The sequence below is a fragment of the Pseudomonas sp. LS2P72 genome, assembly GCF_054897865.1.
In genome coordinates this window covers 1,265,968-1,292,805 of record NZ_CM142708.1, presented here as the reverse complement: position 1 = coordinate 1,292,805, position 26,838 = coordinate 1,265,968, and the positions used below count along the sequence as shown (strand labels likewise).

The following is a 26,838-nucleotide window of genomic DNA, read 5'->3' as shown; positions in this document are numbered from 1 at the left end:
ATTACACTAAAAATTATTTAGTCATCCCAAGGACAGCCTTAACACTATCTATTCGCTTCTTTGGAAATATCCAGCCCTTTAACGAACCATTCCATTTACCACCAAGCTCGACGAACTTATCCTTATAAGAGGTTGTATTTCCTTTTACCAAAATTGCTTTTTCACTATAATCGATAATTACTGGAGCAACGGTGAAATCGCCGACCGAAGTCGGTGTTACCTTAGGTAGCTCGACAACATTTGAACCTGCATTAGTACGCGGCGGTGGAATATCGCTCTCCTCAAATTGCCCAATAATGAGAGACAAGTGATCTTTAATTTTCGCATTAAGCTCATCAACGGATGCATAATCACCAATTAGTCCGTTTCTCATACACTCCTCTTTGAACTCGCAAAGCTCTTCGAACTGCTTTGCATTTTTTTTGTATTCATTCGGAGTCATAGGCTTGTTTGAAAAATAAACAATGACAGGTTTGCCCATTTGCATAAAAGTCTGAATTTCTTCGACCGTGCCACTCCTGGCCTCTCCAGTCGGGCTACCTAGCCTTAAGCCAAATATCGCGATAAGGATATCTGACCCTATGACTATTTGTTTATTTATAAGTTCCTGAGGACGCCCCCCCATAATTGGAACAGTATCCGTCTCCCATTTGGTAGGTAAAAACACTGTTTTCTTATCAAATGAGTTTTTAACATTCCACTCATTTAGTGCCAATGGAATGGCTTTACGCTCTTCAGCAACATCGGATGGAGAACCAATCAACACTCTGTAAACTTTTGCGGGAAATGACATTTCTGACTCCAAAGCCAAATTGAAAACTTTATTCTCTAAGAAACTCTTCATCAGCAAAACAACCACTTCACTGAAGCCCCTCTTACTGCGCAACTCTCACCCATTGATCAGGCCCTAAAGCACCCACGACACTAAATTAATTCAATATCGCCTTTCACAAAGAACTATACAGAAACAAAAATCTTTAAATCAACATCATTACTATTTGCTGTGGATATCCAACTCTGGATTAGCTGATAGGCTTGGAGCGATTCCTGACTACCATTGTGACCTTTATTCAACTGGATCTCAAAATGGGTAGCCGAAAAGCTATTTGCGGAAACTATCCAAACTTCTTTTTGCACACGACTTGATCTGCGCCGTTGAGCCACAATTTCCCAAGCCTGCTCAACTGCTCGCTCACGAGCTTCCTGATTAGGAGCTGAAAAGCGCGCACCACGTAGAAGCCTAATCCGTTCCGTCATTTGCTGTGGAGCGTTTCGCGTCGGCCAACTTGATGCCAAAATATTCCAGTTAGCAGCTTTGAGGTTTTTATTACGAGTTATCAGCATTTCAATGTTCTTGATAGCCTGCCCTCCCACCTCTGCTAATGCACCGGCTGAGGAGTGAGGCTTTACTTTGGCGCTGCCGCACTTAACGTGAACGTAAATAAGTTTACTTACCGATGAAAGTATAAAATCTGCTGGCTCGGTATCCATATCCGTACAAAAAACAAGATCGACATCCGGAATATATTTATGAAAAGGGCCAAGCTGGGATCGAGTTGGATTGGGTTGTGAATTGTCTTTTAGCTTATCAAGCAAATGAAACAAAGAACCCTCATTAAATTCTTCATTGACTACTTGAATAACTTTTTTCTCATCCTTATTGAGTTCCACATAACCTTTCTCATCGAGCAACGGACTGAGTAACTCTGGCAACCCAATGACTATATTTTCAAGACTTGAGCTCGCAATTCGAAAATCACCTTCAACTGGAAGTTTTAGTTCGTAGAATTTCCCTTGGGAATAACTAACCCCATCCTCTAGAAGAATTTTGTGCAAGTGTTCAAAGAGAAATGGGAAAAGGTCTACATATTGCTGGCCGTCTCCGTATACATCGCACAAAAAATTGCTATCTGATTCAAAGATCACGAATGGACTTTGATCGCAAAGTGAAATATTTATTTTCAGCTTTGGAAAAGCTGGATCTAAAATCACTCCACCGCTATTTTCTAGGTACACAAAACTATTATCTATAACAGCTTTGTGCCCCTCGATGAGGATGTGTACGGGCTGAGGCAAATCGCTAAAATCAAAAATTACACTTTCAATTTTCAGGTTAAGATCAACAGGAATAGGCTTCGCAAATGAATGCAAGAGATTACTACTTATAATTTTATCGGCAGAAATGGTCGCCTCCATATTTTGTAGCCATTGATCTAGCTCATCCAACATATATTGACCATCTTTTTGATCGGATATTCTTCCAGAATCGATGCCTATATAATAGCTGCTCTGTTTTGCGCCTAAATGATCAAGATTGTCACATTTCAATGTCGCGACACGATAGGAGGAATTTCGCTGAAGATCAGCTATATTTTCAAGATTACGGCCTTTCATCGAAACGCTTTCTGGCCGTTTATTGGTCGTACCAACCGACCTACTACTTGCTTCCTTAGTTACGGCCGAAGCCCCTAGAGCCATTACATTTAATAATTTATCTTGTCCTATGGGGCTTCCTATGCACATTTCCGCATCATAGTTAAATCTGCGCCCTCTACTGTCATAGATAGCAACGACGCTTGGTTGAAGCTTCTTCAGGAGAGTAACCTCGAACGACGGCTCAAAGAAAAACTCATCCTTTAAAAACCTAGATCTATTAAAGGCTATTGAAATAATTACATTTATACCTCCTGCAACCTCAAAGTGCTTAGCTAACTCCCCCGCTTGGTTGCTTCGCCAGTACAGAAGGTCGGTCGCAGCTTGAATATCAAAATTATCGAGAGTATTAAGAAAGCAGATAGATGCGGTTGGTATTATCAATGAGCTTTCAGGATTGAAAGCATTTATATCAAATTTTTTTAGAAACCTATTACCGTAATAACTAGCATCAGGAAACGAATCAAGATATATCTCAATCAGCTTATTTACATCTAAAGAAGATATAAATTTACGTGCCGCCGCGGGGGTGCTTAGTGACTTATCAAAGTACCTATAGTTAACCCACATCCTTTCGTTAGCGTTTACATTACATTCAATCACTATCGGATTAATATCTTGATAAAGTCTTACGATTCGCCCAACTGTTTGTACTAGTTCACGCCCTGAATTTACTGCATAGGTGAGAATCAGCAGCTTTGCCTGAGGAATATCAACCCCTTCATCGAGTTTACGCTGATGTATTATTACTTGATATTCAGAGTCGCGAAGATTTGCAGGCACATCAACCTTTACATTCTGCCTTGGGTCGCGAACATACTGTTCATGCACCGCTAGAATGGAGAACTTTTCATTCAAAAGTTTGTAATAGTATTCGATATCCCCGAACTCTTTACACTTTACTATGCATTTCGCACTAGGATAGTCTTGTAAGAACATCGTTATGCTTTTAATTAACTCGTCACCTTCTGCCAAGCAGAAGACGGGTTCCATCAATATCTTTTGTTCCAGCGCCTCTTCAAATGTATAGATGTAGCTGGAGCTATCATCAACGTCAAACTGGAACAAATCATTTCGATACGGAGTAGCTGTAATTACAATCTTATGTGCTCCAGCATCACGAACTAGACCTTTCCAGATTGGAGAGGGTTCGGAGTGACCTTCATCCACTATAATCAAGTCAATTTCTTTCTTAAGCCTGGCAAGCTGCTCGGGCGTAAAACTTACGAGCTTTTGAAAAGTTGATACGTAAACTCCAGGAGCGCTTGTATCATTGACATCTTCGTAAACCTCTTTCTTAGCTCCTTCATAACCAGGAACTAGTGCTTCAAAAAACCCCCCACTAATTTCTTTTATCAACTGGTCGCATACAGCTCTGCGATGACATAAAACCAATACTCTAGGCTGCGGTGATGTATGTGCCACTACAGCTATTACACCAGACTTTCCGGCTCCGGTTGGCAAGCTGATTAGGCAAGATTTTGAGCCTAGCGTCTCCACCGGCCTCTTAATATAGGTGAGAGCTGTCTCGACACTTCGCTTTTGACATTCCCTCAATCCGCTCCACAATTCCGCATTCAGTGGAAAGCCACAAATTTTAATGCTCACATATACCTCCCTGTACGTTAAAACTTATTTTTTACAAAGGCAGATTTCTGCTTTTATGAAATTAATTTTCTAAGCATGCCAAGGATAGCATAATGCCACCCTCAATGAGAGCAGCCACTTATAAACTGCGCATCTTATTCGTGCTCTGCTCTGAGTGGCGTGAGCTCTGTTGAAAACAGTCGTTGATAGTTTCGGCGGCAAAAAAATACCCGTCTGAATTTGAAATATTTACTTGATCTTGACGTAAAGAAAAACTGGCTCAGATTTCACGTAGCAGTGTTGAACACGGGCGCTCTTCAAACTCACTGTGGCGAGAGCCAGACTGCTCGGGCCGCAATCAACCGCACCGGTCGACTGCGGCCCGTCGCCGTTAGTCACTTCAAGCAAGATCCTCGTAGCAAACGAACGAGTCGAGGAAAATCAGCGAAAAATCTGCCACAAAAAAGGAAAGCTCTTACAATCTCGACCTGGATTTCTGAACCAGCTGTTCGGTCACCTTAACTGCTGGCACCAAGAGGCGAGTCTGTGAGCAAGGTAGATGGAACACCCGAGCAGTTGGTCGACGTGAAAAATCTTGAAGCATCGCTGCAACGCTTTGCGGATGATCGCGACTGGCAGCAATTTCACTCACCCAAGAACCTCCTCATGGCACTCACAGGCGAGGTAGGTGAACTCTGCGAAATTTTCCAATGGATGAGCGAGGCCGATTCAACGGGTGCAGCAAAGCGTCCCGAAACCGCTCAAGCTGTGAAGGACGAACTGGCTGACGTGCTTATGTACTTGGTCCGCTTGGCCAGTGTGCTGGGCGTCGACCTCAACGAAGCCGTGACAAGCAAGCTCACCCTGAACGGGCAGAAATACCCTGTCGACAAAGCTAAAAGCACCAGCAAAAAGTACGACCAACTCTGACCCATTGGGCTCTAAGGACCACTCGTGATCGTTTACGCTGCGACCAAACAGCAATTCCTCAAAGACAGCGATAACGACGATATTGAAGATGTGATCCTCAGGCACTTCAAAGAAGCCACCGGCAAGAAGGTAGGAGCTTCGGAGATTAGATCCTGGCAGGGTTCACTGACTTATATGGCCAAGGTGCTTCGAGACGACGGCCTACCCAATAGCGCCGGCCTGGCGATTGAGCTGCACATCCCTCAGTCATCGAAACGAATCGACTTTTTGCTGACAGGCCGCGATGAGAATCAGGCTAAAAATGCGGTATTGATCGAACTGAAGCAATGGAGCAAGGCCAGCGCAACCACCAAGGATGCGATTGTCAAAACGACGCTGGGTGGAGGTCTTGTGGAAACCATTCATCCGTCCTACCAGGTCTGGTCGTACGCCGCGCTGCTGGAGGGCTTCAACGAAGCCGTCTACGACAAAAGCATCGAAGTACGCCCCTGTGCCTACCTCCATAACTATGTCAGTGATGGCGTCATCGACTCTGCTCACTACGAAGCCTATACCAGCAAAGCCCCCTTGTTCCTCAAGGGCCCCGAAGAGCTTGCAAAGCTGCGAAGTTTCCTCAAGAAACACATCATTCATGGCGACAACAAGGAGGTTCTTTACGAACTCGCCAACGGGAAGATTCGCCCGTCCAAAGCACTGGCGGAGGCGCTGAGCGGGCTAATGAAAGGCAAGCCTGAGTTCGTATTGATTGATGATCAAAAGTCAATCTTCGAGTCGGCGCTCGCTGCGGCAAGTGAGGCCTCTGTTGAAGCGCCGAAGGTGCTGATCATCGAAGGCGGTCCGGGTACCGGAAAAACAGTATTAGCGATCAACTTGCTGGTGAGGCTCACCGCCTTGAAGCTGTTGAGCAAGTACGTCTCAAAAAATGCTGCGCCGCGCAAGGTGTACGAGAGCAAGTTGGTTGGCACCGTCAAACGTAGCCATTTCTCCAACTTTTTTTCCGGTTCGGGAGCCTTCATCGATACCGAGCCCAATACGTATGACGCACTCATCGTTGACGAAGCCCACAGGCTCAATGAGAAAAGCGGGCTTTACGGAAACCTGGGTGAAAACCAGATCAATGAGCTGATCGAATCAGCAAAATGCTCGATTTTCTTCATCGACGAAGACCAGCGCGTGACCTTGAACGACATTGGTAACAAGCAGGCTATCCGCGCCTTTGCCAAAGCCAAAGGCGCAACCGTGGAGGAATACATACTGTCTTCCCAGTTCCGCTGCAGTGGTTCTGATGGCTACCTGGCGTGGTTGGATGACGTATTGGGGATTCACGCGACAGCCAACCCGCTGCTCGATACCAGCGAGTATGAGTTCAAGGTGTTCGACTCTCCTCAGGCGATGCATGCGGCTATCGAGCAGAAAAACTACGGAAACAAGGCTCGCGTTGTCGCGGGTTACTGCTGGTCTTGGCTCAGCAAGAAAGACTCCAAGGCCGCTGACATCGTTATCGGCAATGACTACGCACGCCAATGGAATCTGGATCAGGATGGCAGCTTGTGGATCATCGCTGAAAATTCCATTGAACAGGTCGGTTGCATCCACACCTGCCAAGGGCTGGAAGTTGATTATATTGGAGTGATCATCGGACCGGATCTAGTCGTGCGTGATGGGCAGGTGGTGACGTCGCCGCATGAGCGAGACAAGCACGACAAATCGATTCGTGGCTGGAAGAGGTTGATGAAGGAGCAACCTGCTCTGGCGCAGCAGGAGACAGACCTGATCATCAAAAACACGTATCGAACATTGATGACTCGTGGGATGAAGGGCTGCTACCTATACTGTACCGATCAGGAGACCGCGCAATACTTTGAGAGTCGACTTGCCGGGTACAGCAACGACTGATGGCCCCGCGGGTTTGATGTCACTATTCGGGTTCAGCCTCACGAAAAAACCGTAGGCTGAACCACAAAATAAGCCGGTCAAATGCCGTGCAAGAACCACAAAAAAGTGGGGGAACAAATGGGGGATCAGAGCGCTTTTCAAACTATCTAACTTATTGTTTTTCAAACATATAGATCGATTAAAAGCTAACCACAAGCCGGCTTTTTAATGTCTGGAAGAAAGCATGCCTGTCTTTTGAAACTCTGAATGAGAGGTTGTCGGGCCAGCGCCGCAATTACTTTCGCGCTTTTGCTGGCGCGTGGCCGGACGCGGAATTTGTGCAAGAGGTGCTTGCACAATTGCCGTGGTATCACCAGATAGCGCTTCTGGACAAATTGTCCAGTCCTGAAAACCGCCGCTGGTATGCCGCCCAGGCCATCGAGCACAACTGGTCGCGCAACATCTTGGTAATGCAGATCGAGACCCGTCTGCTGGAACGCAGCGGCAAGGCCGTCAGCAACTTCGATAGCCAGTTGCCCAAACCGCAATCCGACCTTGCCCGCGAATCACTGAAAGATCCCTACCGTTTCGACTTCCTCGGCTTGACCCTTGATGCTCAGGAGCGCGAGATCGAGAACGCTCTGGTTAAGCATGTCACCGACTTCTTACTGGAACTGGGCGCAGGCTTTGCTTTCGTCGGCCAGCAAGTACTGTTGGATGTAGGCGGTGACGAGTTCTTCATCGATCTGCTGTTTTATCACCTCAAGCTACGCTGCTACGTGGTGATCGAACTCAAGGCTGGCAAGTTCAAACCTGAGCATTTGGGGCAACTGAGTTTTTACCTCACTGCAGTGGATGCGCAACTCAAACATCCGCAGGACGGCCCGACCATCGGCCTTCTACTATGCAAGAGCAAGAACAAGGTAGTGGCCGAATATGCGCTGCGAGATAACGCCCGCCCTATCGGCGTGGCCGAGTACGAGTTGGTGGAATCCTTGCCGGCAGAGCTTCAAACCAGCCTGCCCAGCATCGAACAGATAGAGCGCGAGCTGGCCAGTGATGACGCCTTCATGGAGGACGAATCGCAATAATCGGACAACCAAGGATCGGGGACTGCAGCTACGTAAAAACGCTGCGGTCGCTTTATTTCACCCTCACGGATAACTAAACCCCTTAACCAACGTCAACTCCCCCACCGCCCGCATCGGCACCAGAAAAGTCTCCATCTTCTCGTTCGGCGTCCCTTCTTCCGTAATCACCGTCACCTGCGCCGTCGTCAACGGCTGAACCGCCTCCTCCTGCCCCTCATCATCGCTGCGATACCCGCCCCCGAAGTAGTTCACATAAACGAGGTATTGGCCTTTGATCGGCGCAGGCATGGCGAAGATTTCCGGGCCGTAGCCCGTCGTCACGTCAACATCGAGCGCAGCCCCATTGGGAACAACGCGGTCGCCGTACCAGATGTGGGCGCCGTCGGGGGTGATGAGGTGCAAGTCGAGGTCCGTGCCGTCACTGTCCCAAGCCAGTAGCACCCGCAACTTCGCCGGAGTCGCGCCGCCGCTGGCGCTCAGGAATTGCGTGCGATGCCGTTGCTGGCCATCGGGGCTGCGGACTTCGACGCTGTTGCTGCCATTGGGGAACGAGAACGGACGATCAAATCGGCCAGTGGGATCTATCTTCAGCGGCATGCTGACGCCGTTGACGATCAACCGGCCGGGGTCACCGGATTTGGGCGTGGCTTTGATTTGCCCGGTGATGCGGGCGGTATTGGCTTGGCCGACCGGGGTGTTCACCGACGAGGCCGGGTAGTTAACGATCTGGCGAAAGCTTTCGCCTTCACCTTCAGGCGCACCGGTGCGCCAGCCGCCAACGGGAGTGTCGAGTTCGGCGGCGAACGTCGTCGGCCATACGCAAAAGGAGCAGAGGAACAGGAAGACCTGTGGATAACGGAGTTTCATGGCCTATTCCAGCAAGAGGTGGCGGGCGAGCCCTTCGATGTAGGTTTCATCCTGGCCATTGGGGTGTGCTTCGAAGGCCAGGTGCAGGTATTCGTGGGTCAGGTCGAGGCGGTCTTGCAGCGACAACACGCCGCGCACGTAAATGCGCTGGCGTTCGCGGTCGACATAGGGGCGGCCGAAGGCCAGGCGGCAGACGGCGAAGGTGCTGACTTCGTTGTAGCCAACCTCGCTTTCCAACCGCGGACGCCAGCCGCGGCGTTGGTTCAGCAGCCAGTCTTGCGCGGCGGGGAGCGCTTCGCAGGAAGCGACTGGATTGTCCCAGCGGCTGAGGCTGGCGCGCGGGTAGGCGTGGAGCAGGATGGCGTCGTAGCGTTGGCCAGCGTTGGCTTGTTCGACGGCTTGCTGCCAGGAGAGCTTGTCCGGGCCGGGCTGGTCGGAGTGGTAGGTGACGGTGCTGCCGGCGAGGACCAGGTCGCTGGTCCAGGCGGCGATGTGGCGTGATTCGGCGGTGGCTGGACGTGGGGCGACGCGTTGCCGGCTGCTGCTGTCGTCGATGCTCAAGCAGTCGCCATTGCGGGTAGCGTTTTGCAGCAGGTACGTGCGGATCGCGACGGCCAGAGCTTTGGCGGCTTCGGCGGGTTCGGGTCTGGCTTCGCGCTGGAGGACGCGGGCGACGTATTCTTCGCGGTCCAGACGGGCGATCAGTTTGTCTTTGACCAAAAACAGTTCGCCGTCGCTGTGGATATCGAGTTGGTTGCCGTTGGTGAATTCGACGCGGTAATCGCCCTGCAAAGGACCGGACGCAACGACGCGATCCCCCGCCAGAACGCGCCCGATGGGATAGCGTGAAAACAGCCCCACCTCGACACAGCGTCCCGCATTCAAAGGCCAATTCACCGGCAACACCGAAGCCAACGCCCCACCGTAGTGACGCAAGACCATTTGACTGGTCCCACGCCCACCAGCCCAAACCGGCGTACCGTCCGCCGTCCACCCAGCAAACCCGCCCTGACGCGACGAAGGGTCCTGATCCCCCAACCAGCTCCAGGTTTTCACCCGCAACCGGCCACCGAGTTCGCCCACGACATTTCCGTCAGCCGCATTCAACACCACATCCAGCAACACCCGCCGCGCTTGATCCTGCGCCGGCATCACGGCCAACATTCGCAGCAACTCAGTGACTGAAACTCGCGTGGAAGGCTGTAACGAAGCCAAATCCAGCAACCACTCCGGTGCCTGCCGCGCCTGCCAATACGAGCGCCAGTCAGCGCCAGCAATGCCCAGCCGCTGCGGTTCAAAATACAAACCGCACGACTTCACCAATGCTTGATCGCGCTCAATCTTGCCGCCCGCCGTGCAGCAATAAACTTCATCTTTCGACTGACCGCGACATTCGTAAGTCGGCTCATGGGCGTTGGTATCCACCAGCCAGCCGTACACAAATAACTTCCACACACTGCCCAGCGGAGTCTGCAGATCAGCAGGCAACGGCTCGCGCGCGATCACCTGAGCCTGGCTCAGCGACAGCAACTCACCTTTAAAGCCCAGTCGCAGCGGCTCCTCCTGCGCTGTCGCCAGCGCAGGGATCAAGCACAGCAGCCACCAGACCAGAGGTCGGGTCATGTCAGTTGACCGTGACCTGGCCGAGGGCCGGTTTCTGTTCCTGAGCCTGATGCTGTGGCGCGTAGACCTGAGTGAAACGCACCGGCGGCAGGTTGAACTGACCTTTCTGCGAGAAGCGCACCAAATGACGCAGACGCAATTCACCACTCAAGGCATCGACCGGAATGGCGTAGGCCATCTGCCCCGGCTCGAAACGCGCTTTCTCCAACGCGGACGGTTCGGTGCCGGCCTTGCCCATGAGTTTGATGCCCCACGTGGTGCGCTCGACATCGGCACCGGGTGGCAGCGGCACTTCGAGCATGCCGTAGCGCAGCGGTTTGGCGGCTTTGCTGGTGATGATCACTTCGTCCAGATACAGGCTGTCGCTGGACAACGGCTTGGTGCCGACCGCTTCCAGTTTGAAGGTGAAGGCTTCGTCGCCCGGCACCAGACGCGACAGGCGACGGGTGATGGTCACGGCCATCGGATCGATTGCCGGTTGCTTGGTCTGATAACTCAGCGCGGCGCGAAGCGGACGCTCTTGCGCACCGGTCAGCGACAACACCGCAGGCACTGGCGCAGCCCCCTGCCACGTCCAATAAGTCTCCCCGGTATCACCGTATTTTTTCTTCCAGCCTTCACCCGGTGCCAGTGCAATAGTGGGCGAAGCCTGCTCGATGCTGCGTTGCAACCAGGTCAGCGCCAATGCGCGTTCCAGAGTCGATTGCTGTGGCAACAATCGTTGCAACAACGCTTGCGCGTGAGCCTGATCGAAGGCTTGCAGCGACAGGTTCAAGACTTCGGCAAACGGCTGCGAACTGACCGCCAATCGTTGTTGCGCATCTGGCAATTGACGATTGAATGCGTCCGGCAGAGTCACCTTCGATTGCTTAGCCAACGAGGCCGTCAGCGCACGAGCGGCCGCCAGACCCAGCGCCGAATCCGGATCGCTCATGACGATGCTGTCTTCGCCATCGTCCATCAGGTTCGCCGCATTGCCCTCACCCGCTTTCGCCAGATCATCCATCAAACCGCTGAGCAAGGTGTTCACCGGCAATTGCATCTGTTTGGCAAACGACAGGATCAGCGCCCGTTGCAACAGCGGCGTGTTTTTGGCCTGCTTCGAATAGACCTCCAGCACCCGCTGCCAATGCTCCGGCGGCAGGCTCAGTTCCAACGCTTTGCTGGCGTACCAGTCGGCGTAATAGGCGTAAGCGGTGAGGAACGCATCCGGTTCACCGTCCATGCCCCACCAGGTGAAGCTTGCCGATGGACCAGCCATTTGCACCAGGCGCAGACGGCTGTTCTGCATGATCAGGCGCAAGCGATCGCGAATCTGTGGGTTCGACGACAAGGTCGGATACGCAATGCTCAGCGGCAGCAAACGACTGGCCGTTTGTTCGACGCCGCCGTACGGATAACTCAACAGATCGTCGAGTGCCGAGCGGAACAGCGCTTGCGGGCTGTCATCCAGTCGCAGGCGAATATCGCTGGCATCCGCCGGCAGGGTCAGCGGCGTATCACCGCTGGCCACGTCCAGGCTTTGGCTCTGGGTTACCTGCCAACCTTCGCCGGTAGCGGTCAGCCGCACAGCCAATGCATCAGCCGTTTCACCGTCCTGCACCAGCTCAGCCGTCCACTCGCCACTGGCCAGCGCGAACGCTGGCAGCGCGATGTAGTTGATGCCGTTATTCAGCGTCACGGGGACGCGTTGTTCGGTACCGCCGAAATGAATCACCAGCTCAGCCTTGACCGGTTTCTCGGCCTGGCTGAAAGCAAACACACCCAGATCAGGTTTGTCGCCAGCGCGGAACTTGGTAGGCCCGCCCCACTTCAGGTACAGCGGTTTTTCCGAGCGTACGAATTGCTTTTTCTGTCCGACCTGACCGTCATCAGCGATGGCCCGGGCGGTGATGCGCCAGCGGGTCAGCGAGTCCGGCATCTTGAAGGTGAAACGGGTTTTGCCGTTGGCGTCGGTGATCAATTCCGGTTGCCACGCGGCAGTGTCGACGTCTTCACGACGCGGCCGCTCCAGCACTTTCACGCCTCGCTCGCTACGGTTGGCTTTACCCGGCGCGCCAGGGCTGCCCGGCAATGCCACGTCGTAGCTGATGAACGACAGACTGGCGCTGGTGCGCACGTTGTTGCGGCGCGGGTGGTAGAAAAACTGGTCGATGGTCGGCGCGACTTCCGGTTGCAGCGCGTAAACCATTTCGTCGACCACGCTGACCGTCAGGTGTGCCGGGATCGGCTTGCCAGCGAACTGCGTGGTCAAGTCCACCGACACGGTATCGCCCGGCTGATACGACTCTTTGTCCGTGGCAATCGCCACGTCGATTTGCGGCGCGATCACCTTGATGCCGGCGTTCTGGAAACTGTATTGACCGCCCTTGGTGTAAAGCACTGAGAACGTCAGGTTCGGCGCAAAACTGTCCTTCACCGGGATCCGCGCGCGGTATTGGGTTTCGCTGAGTTTTTCCATTTTCAGCCAGTCGCCGCCCTTGGACAGCAGCGCTGTGGCCTCGACCTTGTCGCGCTCCAGCGACAGCAGTGCATCGATGATCGGCTCAGGGAACGTGATCAATGCGAGGGCTTCGTCGCCGGCCTTGTACTCGGGTTTATCGAGGACGATTTCCACGGTGCCCGGCACGGCTTTGACGCCGTCGCCCGTGACCGAATGCCCGGTGGCACCCACCACGCGGCCATGGTCATCCTTCAGCGTCAGGTTGTAAGTCCCCGGACGGTCGAAGGCCAAGGTGAAACCTTTGTCTTTCGCGGCGAGTTTGCCTTCGCCGGTGCTCTGGTCTTCCAGGCGCACCCAACTGTAGCTGCTCGGCGTGACCGCTTTGCTTTGCTCGCTGCCGCCTTCATTCAAGTAACTGAACGCAACCTTGTCGCCCACCGCGCTAAAACGCTGCGGCGCTCGCAGGCTGAAACTCGCCGCGCCACGGTCAATGAGGATTTCCTTGGTGGTCTTGACCCGATACGCCGCGCCGTCGCTGGCGAACACGGTGAGCATGTAGCGACTCGGCTTCTCGGCAGCCGGCAGATCCAGCGTCGCGTTGCCCTTGGAATCGGTGGTCAGTTCAGTGCTGGTCAACTCAACCGGGAATTGCCCGAGGTATTGCAGTTCGTTGTCGACCATCGACAGTTGTTGGGCGCGCAGGCTCAGGCTCAACTTGGCGTTGGCCACCGGTTTGCCGTCCGGGTACAGCAGCACGAGGCTGCCCTTCACCGGTTCGCCGGTGCGGTAATCCTGCTTGGCCAGGTTCAGGGAAATTTCGAAGTGCGGCTTGATGTATTCGGCGACGCGGAAGGCGCTGCTGTAGGCCTGATCCTTGTAGCTGAAACGCAGCTCATAACCGCCCGCGACCGCGTTGTCCGGCAACTGGAAACGACCTTGAGTGCCCGCTTTGGAGTCGAGTTTCAGCGCCAGCGATTGCAGCGCCGTGCCGGTGGCATCGAGCACGGTGACATTCACGTCAGCTGCCGTCGGCAACACCGAGTCGCGGGCATTCTTGAACTCACGACCGACGATTTTCAGCGACACCCAATCCCCCGGTCGATACAGCGGCCGGTCGGTGAAGGCATAGAGTTTGGTGTCGTAGATTTCGCTGTCGTAATAGAAGTTTTCGGAGACAAACACTCCGCCCTCTTCGTCCTCGCCAATCACGAACGAACGCTCGGGGCTGACGTGCTTCAGACGCAGCAATCCATCGGTATCGGTGGCGCCACTGCTCATCACGCCGAGGCCATCGGTCCACAGCACATTGACCTTCGGCACCGAACTGCCTTGGTGTTTGCGCGCGGCCCACACCAGCAATTCATCACCGGCAATCTTGCTCACGGCCACGGTGTTGGAGACGAAGACCATGGTGGTCGCACGGTACTTGCCGATCAGCGCTTCCACCAGGTACAGGCCCGGTTTCAGGTTGCCCAGCGGAATGTAAACGTTGCCCGGCGAGACACTGACGAACTCGCTGGAAGAACCGGCCAGGTTCACGCCTTCCGGCGGCTGGATCGGTTTGGCTTGCCACAGCGGATAACGGAATTGGCTAACCACCGGCAAGCCCGGAATCAGCGCGAATTGCGGCTGAGCGTCGTAAGGCGTTGGCGCGGCCATCGCGGCGCCCATCTTCAGTTCCGGCACTTCTTCGGTGACTTGCTTGCGCGATTCGTAGGAGAACGCTCGCTGCATCACCCGACGGGATTTGCGGTACCAGTTGTTCCACAGGTACGCGAGGGTGTTCGACAGGCCTTCGCCCTTGAACTGGCCATCGCTGACCACGCGGTGCAGGTTCTTCTGGCGCTTGAGGAAATCCAGCGGTTTGTCGATGCGGTACACGCGAATGTCGGCGCCGCCGTAAGGTTCCATGCGGAACCGACGGTAGTCGCGACCCGGCGCTTCGAGGCGAACCATCGCCTGTTCATCGCTGGCAAAACTGCTGTCGGCCAGCAGGAAAAAGCTTTCACCGGCCACCGGCGTATAGCCGCTTGGCTCGACGGTATCTTCGGCGTTGACCGCCGAAAAAGGCAGCACCAAGACCAACAGCAGAGGCAGAAAACGCAACATGCGGGCACCGATCATTGGGAGAGAAAGTTCAGTCGATAGACGCCGATGAAGTTGGGGTTGGCTGCGTCGGGTATCCATCGGGTGTCCTTCCATGTCATGAGTTGCTGCAGGCTTGCGGAGCGCATGCCGTTGTCAGTCGGGGGGGGTGGGGGGGAAGTGGTTGAGCCGGTGTGATAGACGATGTAGCGGCCCATCCAGATCATCAGGTGCTGGTCGTCACCCTGATCGAAAAACATCAGGTCGCCAGGCCGGGCTTGCGCCACGTCGCGGCCAACCAGATGGCTGTTGAACTGAATCAGTTTGATCGCGTTGACGTATGGCCCGACCTTGCCGCCGCCCTGCTGCCATTGCTGGGCGAGGCCGCGTTGGGCCTCGCTCAGTTGCAGCTCTGGCGGCAGGTAACGGTTGGACAGGCCATTGCTGCGCAGCCATTTGTCGTCGTGGACTTTCAGCGCTTCGTTGGCGGCGAAACGTACCAGTCCCGCGCAGTCCTGCTGATACCAGCGCGGGCTCGGGCCTTGGGTCAGTTGTTCCTGGGCGATGCGCACGAACCAGGCGCGGAACACCTGGGCTTGCTGCACGTCCAGCGGCGGCGCCTCAGTGGCAAATGCCCGGGTGCCCAGCAACATCACCAGCAGGCCGAGGCCTCGAATGAGTGCGGTCACAGGGCTTTCCATTCCAGCGGCAGCCATTGCCAGTGGCCGTCGGGCTCGCTGCCTTCCGGCAACGTCAGCGCATATTTGCCGTAGCCGCCGAGCTTGCGCAGTTTGGGGATCAGGTAGGTTTGCGCGGCGTTGTAGAACACCGGTTCCATGTCCTGCGGCAGGCTGTCGAGAGTTTCCTGTTGCATCAGTTGCGCCATCGAATCCGGGCCGAAGTAGACCGGCATCAGCAGGTCTTTCGGCACCACGTCGGCCATCGGCGGGAAGCGTTTGTCGAGAGTACCGAGGGCCTTGTCCACGAGCTTGTCATCGAGGGAGAACAGCAGCGTCGAACCGTGGCGTGCCAGGCTGACTTTCATGAACGCCTTACCGGTGATCGCGTCTGGTTGCTCGGCATCCTTGGCCTTGTAAGGACCGAAGTTGGAGCTGACCTGGCGCTGCCATTGGCGGGTTGGGCCTTCCTGTTTCTCGACCACCGGGAACGCGTGCTCTTCGACGTTGCCTTCGTAGGCGCCGACCATCGAGCCGAACAGATTGCCCAAGTCGCCGTCGAGTTTGGCGCTGTCATCATCGTTCAGGCTGGCCACCAGCAACGGCGTGTACAACCGCGAATCGGCGTACCAGCACAGGCCGGCGGCACCGGCCATGTGTTCGGTCAGGGCCTGGGCTACAGAGTCTTCGGCGCCGAGTTTTACCAGCAGCGGTTTCTGCTGTTCGGCGGCGAGCGGCAAGGCTACGCAGGCGCTGGCGCCCATGGGCATGGCTTGCCAGATCGGTTTGAAATCAAAGTCTGGCTGGTCGTCCAGTTCGTCCATGGCGAGGAAGCTGTGCCAGCCCTTGTCGTCCATGTCGAAACGCAGGCCAGCGAAGTTCGGGATGAAGCGCTGATATCCCATGGCCAGGACGCTGGAATTGACCGAGAGACGTTGTTTCACCTCTGGCGCGCGGGGTGGCAGGCCGAAGGCTTCGGGGAACAGTTTGTCGCCATTGAGCAACGCGGCGATGGCCTTGGTCGAAACGCTGCCTGGCTCTTCCGATGAGCCGCTTTGCGCATCGTAGAGTTTGGTCGGGTTCGACAGCACCACCAGTTTGTCGCCGTGGGAGGCGAACACCAGGGCTTTGCTGGCGTTGTAGTTGAGTTGATAGAGCGCCACATCGTCAGCGCCGACTTTCACGTCACCGAGCTTGGTCAGCTGCGAATCATCCAGCGCGACCTTGGCCAAAGGCTCCAGCACCTTGGCCAGCCCACCGCGATCCATCACCAACAAAAAGTCTTTCAGGCGACCATCCGCCCCACGCCACAGCGCCACATCCGCCGGCTGATCGAAGAGCTGCTCGATCAAACTGTCCTGTAACTTCAGGTCATGTTCGTAAATGATCCGCCGCAGACTGCCGATCAAACCGAGACGATCCGCATGCGCTTCGTAATAGAAGACGAAATCTTCGGTCAGGGTTTCCTTGAGGAACGGCACTGCCAGCAAGTCCTTGGGCAACTGGCTCAAGGAATGGGTTTCGAGCAAACCGTCCGGCCGGCTCATGCCCAGTTTGTCGCTGACCAACGCCGCCGGGGGCGCCTTGGGTTTGTGCATGAACCAGCCCAACCCGGCCGCGACACCGGCCACCAGGACCAGCCCGACCAGCAGCGTCGGCCAGCGGCGAGGAGTTTTGGCTGCAGGCGTTTCGGCGGCCGGAGAAACAGTGTTATCGCTCATGTTCACAAAGCCCAATTCATCCGTGGAGCGGGATGCTTAATAGTTGAAAGTCTTGACCAGCAGCAGGTCACCGATGGCCCGCAGGGGCACGATGAAGGTCTCGCGTTTTTCGTCGACGGTGTTTTCGTTGAGCACCAGGTTGATCTGCGAGGTGATCACCTCGTTCTGGTTGCTGGTCTCATCGAAGTTATAGCCGCCACTGCCGAAGTTGCCCCAATAGTTCACGTAAACCAGATAAGTGCCATGCATCGGCGCGGTCATGGTGAACATTTCCGGACCGGGACCATCGACACCGTCCGGATCCAGACCGCCGCCGTTGCTCATCGCCGGGCGAGCCCAGAACGCGTGTTGGCCGTCGGGAGTAATGATGTGCAGATCGAGTTCGGCCTTCGGGTCATCCCAGCCCAGCACCACGCGAATTCGCGCTGGGGTGCGCAGGTTGTTGGCTTCATAGAATTGAACGCGCTTGAGCGATTTGCCTTCGACGCTTCGCACTTCAACACTGTTGGAGCCGGCGCCAAACGCATACGGCCGGGCGAAGCGCCCCTGGTCGTCGGTGTACAGATTTAGCGGATTACCGTTGACGGCCAGGGTGTGCGGCCCTCGCTGGGTGCCGATAGCCTTGAGTTGGCCCTGGATCATGGTGCGATTGCGCTGCACACCGCGATCAATCGGTGGCGTGGGATAGGCGACCTGAGGATGTTCACTGCGGTCCAGCAGGCCGGAAAAACGCCAGCCACCCACCGGTTCCGACACCTCGGCCGAAGGCTCGGCCAACGCCGCGGTCGTGCAGACGAGCCCTATCAGCAATAGAAAAAATGAACGCATGTGACGCCTCCTGCCATGCATAACGAAACCTTGCGGCCGATCCTCGGCGCGTTACAGATCCAAAAACTGCGTTTCGTCAGAAAGACCCATGACTATCGGGTCGTAGAAGGCGCGAAGATTAGCCATACGGCGGTTTTTTAACAATCGGATACATCTATTTTTGCGGTGGGATTCACGCACATTTCGGGTCGTGAGCCGAATAGCGATCTTATTCGGCTCACGAAATGAGCCGAATAACCCGCTCCGTTAAACCGTAACTCGATTTGTAGCAGCTGGCGAAGCCTGCGTCCGGCTGCGCAGCAGTCGTAGAACCAGAACTCGCGGTACATCAGGCATACCGTGCACGCAGGATTGACGACTGCTGCGCAGCCGGAGGCAGGCTTCGCCAGCTGCTACATAGCGTGTGTCGTTGCTGAAAACAGTGGCCGAAACGTGGCCCTCATTTGCCCATAACCCCCATGTCTGCTAGTGTCGCGCCGGTTTAACGTCAACCGGAAATAGCCGCCATGGCCCGCAAAAAAGCTGCACTGGATTTCGAACAATCTCTCGCTGACCTGCAAACGCTGGTGGAGCGTCTGGAGAACGGCGAATTGTCGCTGGAAGACTCGCTGACGGCTTTCGAGCAAGGCATCGGTCTGACCCGCGATTGCCAGGCGGCGCTGGCCCAGGCCGAGCAAAAGGTTCAGGTGCTGCTCGAGCGTGATGGCGAGCTGGCCGAGGAACCCTTCGACGCGGATCAGCCAGAATGATTGCAGCGTATTCGGCGACCAGCCAGGCCCGCGTCAATGCTGCACTGGAAACCCTGTTCAACGCGCCGAGCCCTGAGCTCGCGCGTCTGTACGAGGCCATGCGCTACAGCGTGATGAATGGCGGCAAACGGGTTCGCCCGCTGCTGGCCTACGCCGCGTGTGAAGCGCTGGGCGGCAAGGCTGAGCAAGCCAACGGCGCGGCGTGCGCGGTGGAGCTGATTCACGCTTATTCCCTGGTGCATGACGATTTGCCGGCCATGGACGACGACGATCTGCGTCGCGGTCAGCCGACCACTCACAAAAAATTCGATGAAGCCTGCGCGATTCTGGCCGGTGACGGCTTGCAGAGCCTGGCCTTCAGCGCCCTGCTCGACCCTCGCCTGAGCAACTCTGACGCTGCTCTCACCTCCGATCACCTCCGCCTGCAAATGGTCAGTGCTCTCGCATTGGCCGCAGGCCCGGCCGGCATGGTCGGCGGTCAAGCCATTGACCTCGGTTCGGTCGGTCTGAAGCTCGATCAAAAAGCCCTCGAATACATGCACCGGCACAAGACCGGCGCGTTGATCGAGGTCAGCGTCAAACTCGGCGCCCTCGCCAGTGGTCGTGCCGAGAAGGACGAACTGAAGTCCTTGCAGACTTATGCACAGGCCATCGGCCTGGCGTTCCAGGTGCAGGACGACATTCTCGACGTCGAAAGCGATACCGAAACCCTCGGCAAACGCCAGGGTGCCGACATCGCACGCGACAAGCCGACCTACCCGGCCCTGCTCGGCCTCGACGCCGCCAAGGCCTACGCCCTGGAACTGCGCGATCAGGCCCTGCATGCGCTGCGACCGTTTGACGCGGCAGCCGAGCCGTTGCGCGACCTGGCCCGTTATATCGTCGACCGGCGCAGCTGACGGCGTATCCGCCAAGTTAAAAGCAACGCGTGGGCAGGGGGCGATGCATCAGGTAAACTGCCGCATCTTTTATACCTATAACGATTCGCCTGATGCCCACGACGTTTCATGAGATTCCCCGCAAGCGCCCGACCACGCCCCTGCTCGACCGTGCCAACACGCCGGACGGCCTGCGCCGGTTAGGCGAAGCCGAGCTGGAAACCCTGGCCGATGAGTTGCGCCTGGAATTGCTCTACACGGTCGGTCAGACCGGCGGGCATTTCGGTGCCGGCCTGGGCGTCATCGAGCTGACTATCGCACTGCATTACGTCTTCGACACCCCGGACGACCGGCTGGTGTGGGACGTGGGTCATCAGGCCTATCCGCACAAAATCCTCACCGGCCGTCGCGAGCGCATGGGCACCCTGCGTCAGAAGGACGGCGTCGCAGCCTTCCCGCGTCGTTCCGAGAGCGAGTACGACACCTTTGGCGTCGGTCACTCCAGCACGTCGATCAGCGCAGCGCTGGGCATGGCCATTGCCGCCCGCCTGCAAAACAGTGATCGCAAGGCGATCGCCGTGATCGGCGATGGCGCACTGACCGCCGGCATGGCCTTCGAGGCGTTGAACCATGCGCCGGAAGTGAACGCCAACATGCTGGTGATCCTCAACGACAACGACATGTCGATCTCGCGCAACGTCGGCGGGCTGTCGAACTATCTGGCGAAAATCCTTTCCAGCCGCACTTACGCGAGCATGCGCGAAGGCAGCAAAAAGGTCCTGTCGCGCCTGCCCGGCGCTTGGGAAATCGCCCGTCGCACCGAAGAATACGCCAAAGGCATGCTGGTTCCCGGCACGCTGTTTGAAGAGCTGGGCTGGAACTACATCGGCCCGATCGATGGCCACGACCTGCCGACCCTGATCGCCACCCTGCGTAACATGCGCGATCTGAAAGGCCCGCAGTTCCTGCACGTCGTCACCAAGAAAGGCAAAGGCTTCGCCCCGGCGGAAGTCGACCCGATCGGTTACCACGCGATCACCAAACTCGAACCGCTGGACGCTCCAGCCGCCGCGCCGAAGAAAGCGGGTGGGCCGAAGTATTCCGGTGTGTTCGGTGAGTGGTTATGCGACATGGCCGCGTCTGATCCGCGTTTGGTGGGCATCACTCCCGCGATGAAGGAAGGCTCCGATCTGGTGGCCTTCAGCGAGCGTTTCCCGCTGCGCTATTTCGATGTGGCGATTGCCGAGCAACACGCTGTGACCCTCGCTGCCGGCATGGCCTGCGAAGGCGCGAAGCCGGTGGTAGCGATTTATTCGACGTTCCTGCAACGCGGCTACGATCAATTGATTCATGACGTCGCGGTGCAAAACCTCGACGTGCTGTTCGCCATCGACCGCGCCGGTCTGGTGGGCGAAGACGGCCCGACTCACGCGGGCAGCTTCGACCTGTCGTTCCTGCGCTGCATCCCCGGCATGCTGGTGATGACCCCGAGCGACGAAAACGAACTGCGCAAAATGCTCACCACCGGCCACCTGTTCAACGGCCCGGCGGCGGTGCGTTATCCGCGCGGCTCTGGCCCGAACGCGACGATCGAGAAAGACCTCGAACCGATCGAAATCGGCAAGGGTGTGGTTCGTCGCCAGGGCAGCAAAGTCGCCCTTCTGGTGTTCGGCGTGCAACTGGCCGAGGCGCTCAAAGTCGCCGAGACGCTGGATGCCACCGTGGTCGACATGCGTTTCGTCAAACCGCTCGATGAAGCACTGGTGCGCGATATCGCTGGTAGCCATGAATTGCTGGTGACCATCGAAGAGAACGCGATCATGGGCGGTGCCGGTGGCGCCGTCAGCGAGTTTCTCGCCCGTGAAAACATCCTCAAGTCGATGCTGCACCTGGGCTTGCCGGACAGTTACGTCGAGCACGCCAAGCCTGCGCAAATGCTGGCCGAATGCGGGCTGGATGAGGCCGGGATCGAAGCGTCGGTTCGTGAGCGCTTGCAATTGCTGAACATCTAAACCTCAGACTTAAACAAAACCCTGTGGGAGCGAGCCTGCTCGCGATAGCGGACTGACAGTCAACTTATTCATTGACTGACACACCGTCATCGCGAGCAGGCTCACTCCCACATTGGTTTTCTGTGTCTTTCAAAATTTATGTTCGCCCTGAAGTGCCAACGGACTGCCGATGAAACTCTCCCGCCTCGCCCTGACGCTGACCCTGCTGCCGGCCGGCCAACTGCTGGCCGACACCTTCGAACGCGACCAGGCCCTGAAGCTTCCCGACGTGCTGATCAGCGCCAACCGTCAGGTCGAAGCGCGCAATGACAGCAGCGCCGCCAACACCGTGTTCACCCGCGACGACATTGATCGCCTGCAACCGAGTAGTGTCACTGACTTGCTGCGTCGTGTGCCGGGTGTGCAGGTCGGGCAAACCGGCGGGCGCGGCAGTCTGCCGGGGATTTACATTCGCGGCACCAAGTCGGCCCAAAGCCTGGTGCTGGTCGACGGCCAGCGCATCGGCAACGCCACCTCGGGCGACAGCAACCTGCAACACATCAACATCGAACAGGTCGAGCGCGTGGAAGTGCTGCGCGGTTCCCGCTCGGTGATTTATGGCAGCGATGCGATTGGCGGGGTGATTCAGATCTTCACTCGTCGTGGCGGTGAACCCGGCCTGCAACCGCGAATGCACGTGGGCTTTGGCAGCAACCAGAACTGGGAACGCAGCCTCGGGCTGTCCGGCGGCGACGAGCAGACCCGATTCAACCTGGGTGCCAGCCTCGATGAAACTGCCGGCATCAATCGCACCCGCGAGTCCTATTCCAGCGACGGCGATCATGACGAATACCGCAACAAATCGATGAGTTTGAGCCTGAGTCACGCCCTCACCGATGACATCGAAATCGGCGCCAATCTGCTGGATAACCGTGGCAAAAGCGAGTTCGACAATCCATTCGGCCGCTTCGACATGGACACGTTCGAGTCAGTCCAGCAACAGCCCTACAGCGACTTCGCGGTGAGCAGCGTCAGCAGTTACGTCGATGCGCGAATCAATAACCTGTGGAAAACCCGCGTCGAGTTCGGTCACAGCGAAAACCGCGAGAAGACTTTGGACAAGCTCAGCGATGAGCGCAGTGTGTTCAACACGTATCGCGACTCGGTGAACTGGCAGAACGACCTGACCCTCGATGAGCGCAACAGCCTGATCCTCGGCGGCGACTGGTATGAGGATCGAATCAACAGCAGCACGCCCTTCGACGAGGACAGCCGCTGGAACCGTGCGGCGTTCGTTCAGCATCATTACCAAGCGGACAGCTTCTCCACCGAGCTGGGCCTGCGCCGGGATCTGAACCAGCAGTTCGGCGGCCAGAACAGCTGGAGCGGCACCTTCACCCTGCCGCTGAATCCGGACAACGACGTGCTGCTGACCTACAGCGAAGGCTTCCGCGCCCCGACGTTCAATGACCTGTATTACCCCGATTTCAGTAATCCGGATCTGAAACCCGAGACCTCGAAAAGCTACGAGCTGCAATGGCGCAGTCAGCTGACCGACACCGCTCGCCTGGAAGCATCTCTGTACCGTACGGACCTGGAAGACGCGATTATTTTCGGCAGTAACAATCGCCCGGCCAACGTCGCCTCGGCACGTATCAATGGTTTTGAAGCGGCCTTGAAACAAGAGCTGTTCGGCTGGCAGAGCAACCTCGGCGCGGCGATCATCGACCCGCGGGATCGTGACAGTGGGCACACCCTGGCTCGGCGCGCGCGGCGGACCTTGAGTCTGGATCTGGATCGGCAGTTCGACCGGCTAGGGCTCGGCGCCAGCTGGCAAGCGGTGAGCAGCAGCTATGACGATGAGAACAATCAGCAGCCGTTGGGCGGGTATGCGTTGCTGGGGTTGCGCAGCAGTTGGGAATTGAATCGCGAGATCAAGCTTGAGCTGAAAGTCGATAACTTGCTGGATAAGGGTTATAGCCGGGCGCTGTACAGCCATGACGGCAGTCAGTATGGGTATCGCGAGGAAGGTCGGGCGTGGATGTTTGGGGTGACGTGGACGCCGGAGCTATAGCCAAAAATATTTGTTGTCCAGGCTGACGCCATCGCGGGCAAGCCTTGCTCCTACAGAGTTTGTGTCGTACGCCAATTTCGGCGTTCACGCGAAACCTGTAGGAGCAAGGCTTGCCCGCGATGAAAGCACCTCGGTCTCAGCGGTCAGGCGCGATCGACTGGCACAACTTGGCCGTTGCTTCGATCATCTGCCCACTCGGCCGTTCCAGCCCCTTATCGGTCACCAGCAGCAATTGCCCCTGCGCCACCGCCGCGACTTGCGGCCATGCTTTCCACGCATCGAGTTGTGCCTGGTCACTGGCCAGAATCACTTCTGGATTACGCTGCAACACCGCCTCAATACTGACCTGCGGCGCCGGCAACGTCAGGTCGGCAAACACATTGCGCGCCCCGCACACCTCTAGCGCATCGCTGATGATCTGCCCGCCGCCAACGGTGTACAGCGGTCGATCCCAGACCTGATAAAACACCCGCAATGGCACATCCCGGCGATAACGCTGGCGCAGCGAATCCAGTCGCTGACGCAAGTTTTCAGCCAATGAAACGCCACGCTCCGGACGGCCGAGCTGTGAGGCAATCGCCTCAATCTGCGACGTAAGTTGTTCGAGGTTATGGGGTTCTGCAACGTAGGTCGGGAGGTTCAACCGTTTGAGCTGTTCACGCTGGGCCGGGCCAACGCTGCCGGGCCAGAGCAACAACAGATCGGGTTTGAGACTGAGCAGCTGTTCCATGTCCAGCTGGCCGTAGCGGCCAACCGAAGGCAGGTTTTTGAGCTCGGCAGGACGCTCACCGGCATCCAGCACACCCACCAGCAGGTCGGCTGAACCCAGCTCAACAACGATTTCAGTGAGAGAAGGCGCGAGACTGACAACGCGTTCGACCGCAGCCGCCGGGCCACTGACGGCCAGCAGCAAAACCGCCAGCCAGACGGGTCGCATCAGCCGAGTTGACGCGGAATACGGTAGAGGTAGAACAGCACCAGGGTCGACAGCGACAGCAGCATCAACGGTACCGCCTCGAGGCCGACGAATACCGCCAGCGCACCGATCCACGCCGGCAGGCCGGCAGCCAGGAACGCCGCGCGACGCTTGGCAGCCAGGGCGACCCAGGCAGCAGGCTCCTCAGGGGTATCGAGGGCTTTTTGAGTGGCGATCAATGCGTGCTTGTAGCCGCCAAAGAATTTCAGGCTGACAAACATCGAGGCCACACCGGCGATGAACAACGGCATCGCCAGCACCGGCAGGATTGCCTCGCTCTGGCCAAATACGCCGTTGATCACGAACAGCGGCACCAAGGCCAGCGCCAGGTATTGCCACCAATTGACGGACAGTCGCCGCCGAACCTGACCACGGGTCACGCCCGGTCAGCCTCACCCTGATGCTCGTTGCCCATCATGTGGTCGAGCTTGCTCGCCTTGGTGGCCAGGTAGAGTTTGTTGTGCGGGTTGTGGCCGGTGTGCAGCGGCACGCGCTCGGCGACCACGATGCCCATGTCGGTCAAGGCTTTGACCTTGCGTGGGTTGTTGGTCATCAGACGCAGGGATTTCACGCCCAGGTGCTCCAGCATCGGCAGGCACATGGCGTAGTCACGTTGGTCGGCGGCAAAGCCCAGACGCTCGTTGGCTTCAACGGTATCGGCGCCGCCATCCTGCAATTCATAGGCGCGGATCTTGTTCAGCAGGCCAATGCCGCGACCTTCCTGACGCAAGTACAGCAACACGCCACGACCTTCACGGGCGATGGCCTGCAAGGCAGCCTCGAGTTGCGAGCCGCAGTCGCAACGCTGGCTGAACAAGGCATCGCCGGTCAGGCATTCGGAATGCAACCGGCCGAGTACCGGGGCACCGTCGAGGAACTCACCCAGGCTCAGCACAACGTGCTCGCGCCCGTTCTCTTCATCGAGAAAGCCGTGCATGGTGAATTGCGCAAAAGGCGTTGGCAGCTTGGAAGCGGCGACAAAAACGACAGGCACCGGTGTGCTCCTGATCAATAAGTACTGGAGATTCGCAGAGGCGGCATTGTAACAGCACGTTCCGACAGACGCTTAGGCTGAATTATGGGGCATAACAATCAAAAAGTTAGATCTCACGCCACCACAGCCCCCCTGTGGGAGTGAGCCTGCTCCGGGCGGCGTTCCGACGATAGCGGTCTGTCTTTCACCATTGATGTCGACTGATACACCATCATCGCGAGCAGGCTCACTCCCACAGGGTGAATCAAGCGCTACAGGGTTCGCGCTTAGTTTGAGTCGAATGGGTAGGGTTGTTTCCAACGCTCGAAGATCGGTTTCAGCTGGCCGCTTTTCACCAATTGCTCCATACGCTGATCGAACAGCGCCATCAGGGAGCGAGCCTTGGGGGTCTTGGCAAAGCACAGATACAGCGGCAATTCCGCGATGTGGGTGCGACGGAACTGTGACGGATCCTTGGCCGACCGGAGGACATAGTCGACCTCGGTCAGCGCATCGATGTAAAAGTCAGCGCGGTTGCGGGTCAACATCGACAAAATCCCGGTACGCCGCATGACTTCGTTATAGCGGCGTACGTTGAGCAGGTAATCCTGAAAGTCGTAGCCGCGGACCCAGGCCAGTCGATAATTGCCCAGGGTTTCCGGGGTCGGCGCGGGGTTGCTGGCCAGCCCCAAGGCATAGATGTGATCGGTATCGAAGTTCCAGCGCGGATAGAGCAGATCGCTGGACTCATCAAGATAGGAGCCGACACAGGCATCCACTTCGCCGCGCTGGGCCAGGCCCATGGAGCGGACATAAGGTTCGATGCGGATGTCCAGTTTGACCCCGGCCGGTTCGAAGATAGCCCGCAACACGTCCCAGCCAAGGCCATGCCCGTCAGCGGCGGTGTAGTCTTCCCATTCTTCGCTGGCCAGATGAATCACGGTCGGCGGCGTATCCCCCGCCTGAGCGAACGAGCAAAACATGGCGAAAATCATCAGCGCCAACCAGCGTCGAGCCATCCGAGTCCCCTGCTTCGC

The 26,838-nt window shown here is 56.7% G+C and carries 18 protein-coding genes and 1 pseudogene; 7 read left to right on the top strand and 12 right to left on the bottom strand.

Going from position 1 to position 26,838, the window contains the following annotated elements; translation table 11 throughout:
* Window positions 1-13 precede the first annotated feature (13 nt).
* Together ACYZUA_RS05905 and ACYZUA_RS05900 are read right to left on the bottom strand one after the other, a co-directional pair.
* Window positions 14-859 carry a hypothetical protein gene (locus ACYZUA_RS05905; protein WP_461962376.1) on the bottom strand — a complete coding sequence of 282 codons (846 nt, stop codon included), beginning with the start codon at window positions 857-859 and terminating at the stop codon, window positions 14-16.
* Between the two features lie 98 nt (window positions 860-957).
* A complete protein-coding gene (locus tag ACYZUA_RS05900) occupies window positions 958-4,041 on the bottom strand; it encodes a DEAD/DEAH box helicase (protein ID WP_461962375.1) in 3,084 nt (1,027 codons plus the stop codon).
* Window positions 4,042-4,566: 525 nt separating this feature from the next.
* Between ACYZUA_RS05900 and ACYZUA_RS05895 the strand changes: the two genes are divergently transcribed.
* The 3 genes and pseudogenes from ACYZUA_RS05895 to ACYZUA_RS05885 form a co-directional block, all read left to right on the top strand.
* Complete coding sequence (locus ACYZUA_RS05895) at window positions 4,567-4,950, top strand: nucleotide pyrophosphohydrolase (RefSeq protein ID WP_461962374.1); 384 nt, start codon at window positions 4,567-4,569, stop codon at window positions 4,948-4,950.
* A 24-nt stretch (window positions 4,951-4,974) separates the two neighbouring features.
* Complete coding sequence (locus ACYZUA_RS05890; protein ID WP_461962373.1) at window positions 4,975-6,846, top strand: DNA/RNA helicase domain-containing protein; 1,872 nt, start codon at window positions 4,975-4,977, stop codon at window positions 6,844-6,846.
* A gap of 275 nt (window positions 6,847-7,121) precedes the next feature.
* Window positions 7,122-7,916 (top strand): annotated as a pseudogene (locus ACYZUA_RS05885) (PDDEXK nuclease domain-containing protein); the annotation flags it as partial.
* Window positions 7,917-7,979: 63 nt separating this feature from the next.
* Here the strand turns inward: ACYZUA_RS05885 and ACYZUA_RS05880 are convergent.
* The 6 genes from ACYZUA_RS05880 to ACYZUA_RS05855 are packed head-to-tail and all read right to left on the bottom strand — an operon-like array spanning window position 7,980 to window position 18,160.
* The gene (locus ACYZUA_RS05880; protein ID WP_461962372.1) at window positions 7,980-8,783 is read right to left on the bottom strand and encodes a YfaP family protein; all 804 of its coding nucleotides are present in this window, start codon (window positions 8,781-8,783) and stop codon (window positions 7,980-7,982) included.
* A gap of 3 nt (window positions 8,784-8,786) precedes the next feature.
* A complete protein-coding gene (locus ACYZUA_RS05875) occupies window positions 8,787-10,406 on the bottom strand; it encodes a DUF2300 domain-containing protein (RefSeq protein WP_461962371.1) in 1,620 nt (539 codons plus the stop codon).
* Between the two features lies 1 nt (window position 10,407).
* Complete coding sequence (locus ACYZUA_RS05870; RefSeq protein WP_461963890.1) at window positions 10,408-14,973, bottom strand: alpha-2-macroglobulin family protein; 4,566 nt, start codon at window positions 14,971-14,973, stop codon at window positions 10,408-10,410.
* Entirely contained in the window at window positions 14,970-15,587 is a 618-nt protein-coding gene (locus ACYZUA_RS05865; protein WP_461963888.1) for a DUF1175 domain-containing protein, read from the bottom strand. The genes ACYZUA_RS05870 and ACYZUA_RS05865 overlap by 4 nt, the downstream gene beginning before the upstream one ends.
* A gap of 32 nt (window positions 15,588-15,619) precedes the next feature.
* Complete coding sequence (locus ACYZUA_RS05860) at window positions 15,620-17,332, bottom strand: DUF2138 domain-containing protein (protein ID WP_461962370.1); 1,713 nt, start codon at window positions 17,330-17,332, stop codon at window positions 15,620-15,622.
* A gap of 36 nt (window positions 17,333-17,368) precedes the next feature.
* Complete coding sequence (locus ACYZUA_RS05855) at window positions 17,369-18,160, bottom strand: YfaP family protein (RefSeq protein ID WP_461962369.1); 792 nt, start codon at window positions 18,158-18,160, stop codon at window positions 17,369-17,371.
* A 506-nt stretch (window positions 18,161-18,666) separates the two neighbouring features.
* Between ACYZUA_RS05855 and ACYZUA_RS05850 the strand changes: the two genes are divergently transcribed.
* From ACYZUA_RS05850 to ACYZUA_RS05835, 4 genes are all read left to right on the top strand, one after another.
* Complete coding sequence (locus tag ACYZUA_RS05850; protein WP_007894317.1) at window positions 18,667-18,909, top strand: exodeoxyribonuclease VII small subunit; 243 nt, start codon at window positions 18,667-18,669, stop codon at window positions 18,907-18,909.
* A complete protein-coding gene (locus tag ACYZUA_RS05845) occupies window positions 18,906-19,808 on the top strand; it encodes a polyprenyl synthetase family protein (RefSeq protein ID WP_046053219.1) in 903 nt (300 codons plus the stop codon). Before ACYZUA_RS05850 ends, ACYZUA_RS05845 begins: the two co-directional genes overlap by 4 nt.
* A 92-nt stretch (window positions 19,809-19,900) precedes the next feature.
* Entirely contained in the window at window positions 19,901-21,799 is a 1,899-nt protein-coding gene (gene dxs / locus ACYZUA_RS05840; protein WP_461962368.1) for a 1-deoxy-D-xylulose-5-phosphate synthase, read from the top strand.
* A gap of 169 nt (window positions 21,800-21,968) precedes the next feature.
* Window positions 21,969-23,852 (top strand): TonB-dependent receptor domain-containing protein, encoded by a 1,884-nt coding sequence (locus ACYZUA_RS05835; protein WP_461962367.1) that lies wholly within the window; start codon window positions 21,969-21,971, stop codon window positions 23,850-23,852.
* 136 nt (window positions 23,853-23,988) lie between these two features.
* Here the strand turns inward: ACYZUA_RS05835 and ACYZUA_RS05830 are convergent, their stop codons facing one another.
* The 4 genes from ACYZUA_RS05830 to ACYZUA_RS05815 form a co-directional block, all read right to left on the bottom strand.
* On the bottom strand, window positions 23,989-24,789 hold the full coding sequence (locus tag ACYZUA_RS05830) for a cobalamin-binding protein (protein ID WP_461962366.1): 801 nt from the start codon (window positions 24,787-24,789) through the stop codon (window positions 23,989-23,991).
* Entirely contained in the window at window positions 24,789-25,208 is a 420-nt protein-coding gene (locus tag ACYZUA_RS05825) for an MFS transporter (protein WP_461962365.1), read from the bottom strand. The genes ACYZUA_RS05830 and ACYZUA_RS05825 overlap by 1 nt, the downstream gene beginning before the upstream one ends.
* On the bottom strand, window positions 25,205-25,822 hold the full coding sequence (gene ribA, locus ACYZUA_RS05820; RefSeq protein WP_461962364.1) for a GTP cyclohydrolase II: 618 nt from the start codon (window positions 25,820-25,822) through the stop codon (window positions 25,205-25,207). Before ribA ends, ACYZUA_RS05825 begins: the two co-directional genes overlap by 4 nt.
* Window positions 25,823-26,088: 266 nt before the next feature.
* Window positions 26,089-26,820 (bottom strand): substrate-binding periplasmic protein, encoded by a 732-nt coding sequence (locus ACYZUA_RS05815; protein ID WP_461962363.1) that lies wholly within the window; start codon window positions 26,818-26,820, stop codon window positions 26,089-26,091.
* Between the last annotated feature and the right edge of the window lie 18 nt (window positions 26,821-26,838).